Source organism: Mariprofundus sp. KV, from assembly GCF_013387475.1.
Lineage (GTDB): Bacteria > Pseudomonadota > Zetaproteobacteria > Mariprofundales > Mariprofundaceae > Mariprofundus.
Window position 1 is genome coordinate 134,476 of the sequence record NZ_VWNB01000009.1, and the last position, 6,891, is coordinate 141,366.

Sequence of the window (6,891 nt, forward strand, 5' to 3'; positions counted from 1 at the left end):
GTTAGTGGCTGAGCGGGCGCCGAACAGAAGGAGTGTTTGGCGGCTTTCTTATTCCAACGTCTGAGCTAAACTGGCCGGGAGTATGAGTGATCACTCAGGGAGGGAACGATATGGGTGGAGTTAAGGTTATCGGAGAGGCGCTGGCCAATATGCCGTGGCAGGAGCGGCCGCACGGCTGTGACGATGTGGTCTGGCGTTATAGCGAAAATCCGATCATTCCGCGCAATCCCTTCCCCGGAGCCAACAGCACCTTTAACAGTGCCGCCGTGCCGTTTAACGGCAAGTTTGCCGGTGTCTTCCGTTGCGACTCAACGGCACGCGAGATGCAGATTCATGCCGGCTTCAGTGATGATGGCATCAACTGGCAGATCAATCCTGAACGTATCAGGTTTATCAACGAAGATCCCGAAGTGACACGCTGGGAGTATGGCTATGATCCGCGTGTGGTGTGGATCGAAGATCGCTACTACATCACCTGGTGCAATGGTTATCATGGCCCGACCATTGGTGTGGCCTGGACCAGAGATTTCGAGACCTTCCATCAGCTGGAAAATGCATTTTTAATATTCAACCGCAACGGCGTACTGTTTCCTCGCAAGATTGGTGGCAGATATATGATGCTCTCACGCCCCAGTGACAACGGCCATACCCCCTTTGGTGATATTTTTCTCAGCCAGAGTCCGGATATGGAGCACTGGGGTTGTCATCGCCATGTCATGGGCACAAGCGATGGCTGGCAGTCGACCAAGATCGGTGCCGGTCCGATCCCCATTGAGACCAGTGAAGGGTGGCTGATGTTCTATCACGGCGTGCTCACCTCCTGTAACGGGTTTGTTTATAGCTTTGGTGCCGCCCTGCTTGATCTTGATGCGCCGTGGAAGGTGATCCACCGCTCGAAAAATTTCCTTATTGCGCCCTGGCAGGACTATGAGTGTGTGGGTGATGTACCCAATGTCACCTTTCCCTGTGCAGCCCTCACCGATGCGTCAACGGGTCGCATCGCCATCTACTACGGCTGTGCCGATACCGTGACCGGCCTCTGCTTTACCACCGCACAGGCGGTGATTGATCATCTTAAAGCCGGGAACTGATCGTTGAACCGCGAGGCTGACACTTCGCCAGAGGGGGGAGCCGCACAGGCGACCGGAAGACTGCCGGTTAAAACCAAGCTCGGCTGGGGTGTGGGTGGTTTCGGTGAGAATATCGCCAACTCCGCCATCCTCTCACTGGTCTTCCCGATCTTTAATGTCGCCCTCGGCTTCAGCACGCTGGCTATCGGGCTGGCCATGGCGATTTCACGCATTGCCGATGCCATACTTGATCCGATTATCGGTAATCTGACCGATAACAGCGAGTCTCGCTGGGGACGGCGCAGGCCGTGGATGTTTGTCGGCTCCATTCTGATGAGCCTCTTCTTCTCGGCTGTCTGGTTCCTGCCAACCCTGATGCCGCAACTGCCGAAACTGGTGACAATACATCTCACGCAAACTGCAGAGACCCACAACCAGGCCTCTGCCAAGCAACTGCACGATTCTCTCTCCTGGTACGGCGTTTCAGCCAAGGATGTGCGGCTCACTCCCGAACAGGCTTCTGGAAGTTTCAATATCATACTTCATCGTGCGCCTGAGTCGGCCACTGCATTCAGCGTTGAGCAGGTCGCAAACAGTGATCATCCGCTTGCGCTTACCATTTCACCGGCGCAGCTCACCTTTACACCGGAGAACTGGATGCAGCCGCAAACGGTAACTGTCTCTGCATCAATCCCGGAAGCTGCGGAGTTCACCACAGGATTGCGTATTCTGCCCTCCTCGGATGTTCTGCATGCGCCGCTCCTGCACCGGTTCGGTATCAGCTCACAGTCATCACTGCAGATGTTTGGCGCTTTTGCACTGCTCTGTCTGCTCTTCTATTTCAGCTTCTCGGTATTTGTGATCCCCTATTCGGGTCTGGGTATCGAGCTGACCGATGATTATGCCGAGCGCACCAATCTGCAGATCTATCGACTGGTCGCCTCATTCTGCGCCAGTCTGCTGGTCGGTTATCTCTATCTCTGGTCACAGATGGCCGGAGCCTGGCTCGGTGGTGATGAGGTGCTCGGTGTGCGGGTGGTGGGGCTGTGCATCGGCCTGCTGGTGCTGATCTCCACGATGCTGCCGGCCATTCTATGTCGTGAACGTTTTGCAGCCATTGAGCGCAAAAAAGAGCATCTCTCACTGCTGATGGCGATCAAACTCACGGCGGTGAACAGAAGTTTCCGCATGTTGATGGGTTCGGTCTTCGCCGTGTTTATGGGGCTCTTCTTCTCACTGCCGTTTATGACCTATATCGGTATCTACTATGTCTGTCAGGGTGACAAGATGCTGGCGGCAGAGATTGGTGGTGTGATGACCATCGTGCAGGTCACCGGCCAGTTTCTCGCTATGCCGCTGATCTCATGGGCCAGTGAGCGGGTGGATAAGAAGGTGATTCTTTTTGCCGGTCTGTCTGTCTCCATTATCGGTTACGCCTCAAGCTGGTGGCTGTTCACACCGGAGAACCCGTGGCTGCAGATTATCCCTGTGGTGGTAGCGGCATGGGGTCTGTGTGCCTGCTGGGCGGTCAACGGCTCGTTTGCAGCCGATATCTGTGATGAGGATGAGCTTAATACCGGCCATCGCCGTGAAGGGGTCTACAGCGCGGTCTTCGCACTGGTCTATAAATCCGCTATCGGCATTGTCGCCCTGGGCAGTGGCGCACTGCTGGCCTGGGCGGGTGTGGCAGGGCAGGAGACTATGTTGCCAGCAGATACCCTGCTCACCGTGCGTATCGCTTATCTGGCCATTCCGGTCGGATTTCTCTCGCTGGCAATTATCTCGATGTGGTACTACCCGCTTACCCGTGAGCGGGTAGGGGAAATTCAATCTCAACTGCGCCCGGCAAAATAACAGCGTTGGAATCACATGCCGCGCAGGAACCACGGCCTTAGCGGTTGTTCACCAGCCAGTGCAGCCTCCAGCTGGGTCAGTAGTCTATCCCGGTCTCGTGGCAGATTACCGGCCAGAGCCAGTGCATTGGAGGCGTGGTTGGAGCGGAAGATCACCGGCCTGGGTGGATTGATTCCGCTGATCAGCCGCTGCTGCTCCAGCAGAATAGCCTGATCATCCGGCATCTCGAAGGCCTCGCCGAACTTCGCTTCAAATTCAGCGACGATATCAGCCTCAAGATGTAGCTGCAGGGTGGAGAGGTAGGTGAGCGGGGCGCTGTTGAGCAGCTGAATGGTGCCATCGATATGCTCCTGCCAGTGGCTTCTGCCACCCAGACCAAGGATAACGGTGGCTGATACCTTCAACCCGGCCTCATCGGCCTTAGACATCGCTTCAGCGATGCCGCGCTGGCTGGCGCCCTTGGTGATTTTCTTGAGAATCAGATTGGAGCCCGATTCAATGCCGAGATAGAGCAGGTTCAGACCTTTCTCTTTTAACAGGCTCAACTCTTCAGCACTTTTCTGCAGGAGATTGGCAGGTGTGGCATAACAGGAGACACGGCTGAGTCTGGGAAGGGCTGTATGCAGCGCCTCAAGGATTGCCACAAGTTGATCAGTCGGAAGAGAGAGAGCATCACCATCAGCGAGAAACACGCGCCGCGCATCCGGCTGGCTGCGGGCAGCTTGTTGAATATCGGCAACCACATCCGCAAGCGGGCGCTGGCTGTAGCTTTTGCTGCGATACATCGAGCAGAAACTGCAGCGGTTAAAACTGCAACCCAGTGTGGCCTGAATAATCAGATTATCTCCCTCACTCGGTGGGCGGAAGAGAGGCATGTGGTAGTTCAACGGCATTGTCGTAAGTTAAGTGTTGTTGCGTGTTTTGCCATCCCATTATTGCAGGTATCGCATTTATGCTATAAAGTGCCACTATAAAATGCCGCTATGAACTGGACGGTTGAAACGCTGAATGATTCTGTTGATGCAGAGCTGGATGCTCTTGCGCCAACGTTCAAAGCCAAGTTCCTGCATATCGCCGAGATGCTTGAATCTCTGGGGCCCCATAGGGTGCGTGAGCCTTATGTAAAACACCTGGAAGATAAACTTTGGGAGATACGCATGAAGGCGCAACCTGGCATTGCGCGAGCCATTTATGTCACCGTAAAAGGTCAGCGTATTATTATTTTGCATGCCTTTGTGAAGAAGACGCAGAAAACTCCAAGGGCCGCGCTTGATATTGCCCGACAACGAATGAAGGAGGCCGGTGTATGACCAAACTCGCCGTACTGAAAAAGCAATGGATGCAGAATTCCGAGGTTCGTGAAGCCTACGACACACATGCCTATGAATTCGAAATCGCCCGCTCACTGATTGAAGCCAGAACCGAAGCCGGTTTTACACAGGCCGAAGTCGCCAAACGTATGGGGACTACCCAGTCGGTGGTTGCTCGCATTGAAGGCGGCGCACAGCTTCCCAGCATGAAAAGCGTGATTCGTTACGCAACAGCCATTGGCGCTCACCCTGTTTTGCAACTGATGCGTGATAAACCACAATAAACCTGCAGTGCCAGCCATTCCTGCAATCATCATAAACCACTAAGCTGCGGGCATGCGTCCCAAACCGCCCCCGAACTACCTTGCCGGATATCCGGCTGATCTGGTCGAGAGTATCCATCAGATGATTGAGCAGAAGCAGCTGGGCGACTGGCTGCTGCGCAGATATCCGCAGCGCCACGATGTACGCAGTGACAAAGCGCTCTATGAGTATGTGACGGATCTTAAAAACAGCTACCTGCGCAATGCCGGGCAGATCAACCGGGTGGCATTTGATAACACCCTGCATCTCACCCGCAATGCACTCGGTATTCACACCAGTAAATCGCAGGTGCATGGCGCAAAGCTGAAGGCCAAACGTGAGATTCATGTGGCAACGATGTTCAAGGATATGCCGCCGGAGTTTCTGCGCATGATTGTGGTGCACGAACTGGCCCACATCAAAGAGACCAATCACGACAAAGCTTTCTACAAGCTCTGCTGCAATATGGAGCCGGAGTATCACCAGCTCGAGTTCAATCTGCGTGCCTACCTCACTTATCTGGAGGCTGGTGAAACCCCGCTCTGGTCAAACAGCTAAACAGTCCCTCTTCGGAATTCCATCAAGCTGAGTAAACCATGCTTAGAGGGTTAATCACCGCTCTGCATGATCACAGAAGAGCTGCCGGGTATGATATAGAGGGCATCAAGGTGGTGCTCATCAGGATTGGGACAGCTGATAACAAGGCCTGCATCCGGCAATCTCTCCAGTCCATATTCATACTCATCTACCGGTTCGAGAAGTAACCGGGCGTCTTCATTCGAATCGAGCACATCTTCAATAACTTCCGGATCAAATCCATGCGAGCGCTGGTAGTTGGCGACCAGCATGGAGAGCCCCTGCAGCTGCTCCTTACATTGCTGCAGATCCCGAACCTGGGTCTGAGTAAGCGGTGGCAGAGTAGCTCTGTCAGAAGAAGGCTGACCGTTGCCTGCGATAAAGAGATAGAGCGCTGCAACGGCAGTGGTCAGCAGCAGCGTCACCTTGAGCGGTTTTGAGAGCCCCTTATCTATCCCCAGCTCTATGTTTTTCTTCGGTTTCTCTGTATGCAAAACTGCAGCACAGTTCAGACAGTAGCGTTTGCCCTTCTCCTTAAGGCCGCAGCACTGATCACAGAACGGTTTTTTACAGCGAGAGCAGAAAAAGGTGGCCCGAACGGGGCAGCCTTCAGAGCAATCGACCTTCATCACTTCTCTCTTCCGGGCTGGGAGACCGGTTTTTTCTCCCATTTGTTCACCCCCGTAAAATAGTAGTCGGGCTGGACGCAGCCCCTGTTTGCGTTATGTTATAGTCTGTAACAGTGAAGAACAGAACAAACAATGATAACTGTTATTGTTGTATGGAGATCTTATGAGCAGTCTGTTTTGCCCGCAAGAGGCAACTGGAGACAAACAAGCCAGAGGTTTTACTCTCATCGAAATTATGACCGTGATGGCCATTATCGGGATACTGGCATCAATCGCGGTTGTGTTCTTCGGCAATCAACGGACAAATGCATTTAACGCTTCAGCTCTGGCTGCAGTTAATGAGGTGCTAAAGAAAAACGAGCTGTTATTCGTCGAATTCGCGACATATGGCACCACACGAACAAGGGCCACACAGAAGGCACGAAAAAAAGGTGATCTTATCACCGCTCCTGCTACCGGTTATCTGGCGACAAGTCAGAACAGCAAAAATAATCCCCAATACGTTGCGTTTACCTTGAGTGAAGGAGTCAGTGTTGTTGTCGCCGCTGACAGTACATATGCATCCTTTGTCATTACCGCCAAGCACATCTCTGGAGACCTCCGTTACTGCTACGATTCAGAGAGTAATGCGATCTACTACGACAATAAATATGCTGTCGGTACCGCCCTGACAAGGGGGAGGGCACTGGCTTCAGTACTGAACAGGAATGACTGCGAAAAAGCCAGGATGACAGCTCTTTAGCTGCCCCTTCATTTACATCTTTGCGCCTGTCTCACCCGGCTGGAATCAGGCGTTGGGCCGCTCTGGAAAACTACAAAGTAAAGGCCTGGCCCCGAGGACTTCAAAGTAAAGGCCTGGCCCCGAGGACTTCAGACGATAGCTGAATTTTCTCACTTACATCACTCAACAGTAAGTAAATTGATAAAAGCTGCCGATGATAATCCGCGAATCAAGCCCTGACCCCTATATGCAGTCGACTATAGATTCAAGTGCGGTCATATTGAAATTCCGGGAACATTAGGGATGCTCTGAATAACCCCTGATTATTTTTCCTCGCCCCTGTTTCGAGCGCGAATTTTGGCAAACTTGCTTATTTATCCCCCGATCATCGCCTGATTGGCTTTGATCGGGTGGTTTATCCGTTTTTC

The 6,891-nt window shown here is 53.1% G+C and carries 8 protein-coding genes; 6 read left to right on the forward strand and 2 right to left on the reverse strand.

The window, feature by feature from the left end; all coding sequences use genetic code 11:
* Positions 1–110 precede the first annotated feature (110 nt).
* Together F3F93_RS08990 and F3F93_RS08995 are read left to right on the forward strand one after the other, a co-directional pair.
* On the forward strand, positions 111–1,091 hold the full coding sequence (locus tag F3F93_RS08990) for a glycoside hydrolase family 130 protein (protein WP_176958836.1): 981 nt from the start codon (positions 111–113) through the stop codon (positions 1,089–1,091).
* A 3-nt stretch (positions 1,092–1,094) separates the two neighbouring features.
* Positions 1,095–2,924, forward strand: a complete 1,830-nt coding sequence (locus F3F93_RS08995) for an MFS transporter (protein ID WP_176958837.1) — start codon at positions 1,095–1,097, stop codon at positions 2,922–2,924.
* An 11-nt stretch (positions 2,925–2,935) separates the two neighbouring features.
* Here the strand turns inward: F3F93_RS08995 and F3F93_RS09000 are convergent, their stop codons facing one another.
* Entirely contained in the window at positions 2,936–3,817 is an 882-nt protein-coding gene (locus F3F93_RS09000; RefSeq protein WP_176958838.1) for a radical SAM protein, read from the reverse strand.
* A gap of 90 nt (positions 3,818–3,907) precedes the next feature.
* On the opposite strand from F3F93_RS09000, the gene F3F93_RS09005 reads away from it, so the two are divergent.
* From F3F93_RS09005 to F3F93_RS09015, 3 genes are read left to right on the forward strand one after another with little or no spacing between them, the layout of a single operon-like run.
* Complete coding sequence (locus F3F93_RS09005; RefSeq protein WP_176958839.1) at positions 3,908–4,234, forward strand: type II toxin-antitoxin system RelE/ParE family toxin; 327 nt, start codon at positions 3,908–3,910, stop codon at positions 4,232–4,234.
* Positions 4,231–4,518 carry a helix-turn-helix transcriptional regulator gene (locus F3F93_RS09010; RefSeq protein ID WP_176958840.1) on the forward strand — a complete coding sequence of 96 codons (288 nt, stop codon included), beginning with the start codon at positions 4,231–4,233 and terminating at the stop codon, positions 4,516–4,518. Before F3F93_RS09005 ends, F3F93_RS09010 begins: the two co-directional genes overlap by 4 nt.
* Before the next feature lie 52 nt (positions 4,519–4,570).
* The gene (locus F3F93_RS09015) at positions 4,571–5,095 is read left to right on the forward strand and encodes a YgjP-like metallopeptidase domain-containing protein (protein ID WP_176958841.1); all 525 of its coding nucleotides are present in this window, start codon (positions 4,571–4,573) and stop codon (positions 5,093–5,095) included.
* 50 nt (positions 5,096–5,145) lie between these two features.
* Here the strand turns inward: F3F93_RS09015 and F3F93_RS09020 are convergent, their stop codons facing one another.
* Complete coding sequence (locus F3F93_RS09020) at positions 5,146–5,742, reverse strand: hypothetical protein (RefSeq protein WP_176958842.1); 597 nt, start codon at positions 5,740–5,742, stop codon at positions 5,146–5,148.
* A gap of 163 nt (positions 5,743–5,905) precedes the next feature.
* Between F3F93_RS09020 and F3F93_RS09025 the strand changes: the two genes are divergently transcribed.
* Positions 5,906–6,484, forward strand: coding sequence for a prepilin-type N-terminal cleavage/methylation domain-containing protein (locus F3F93_RS09025; RefSeq protein ID WP_176958843.1), 579 nt, complete (start codon positions 5,906–5,908; stop codon positions 6,482–6,484).
* Positions 6,485–6,891 lie beyond the last annotated feature (407 nt).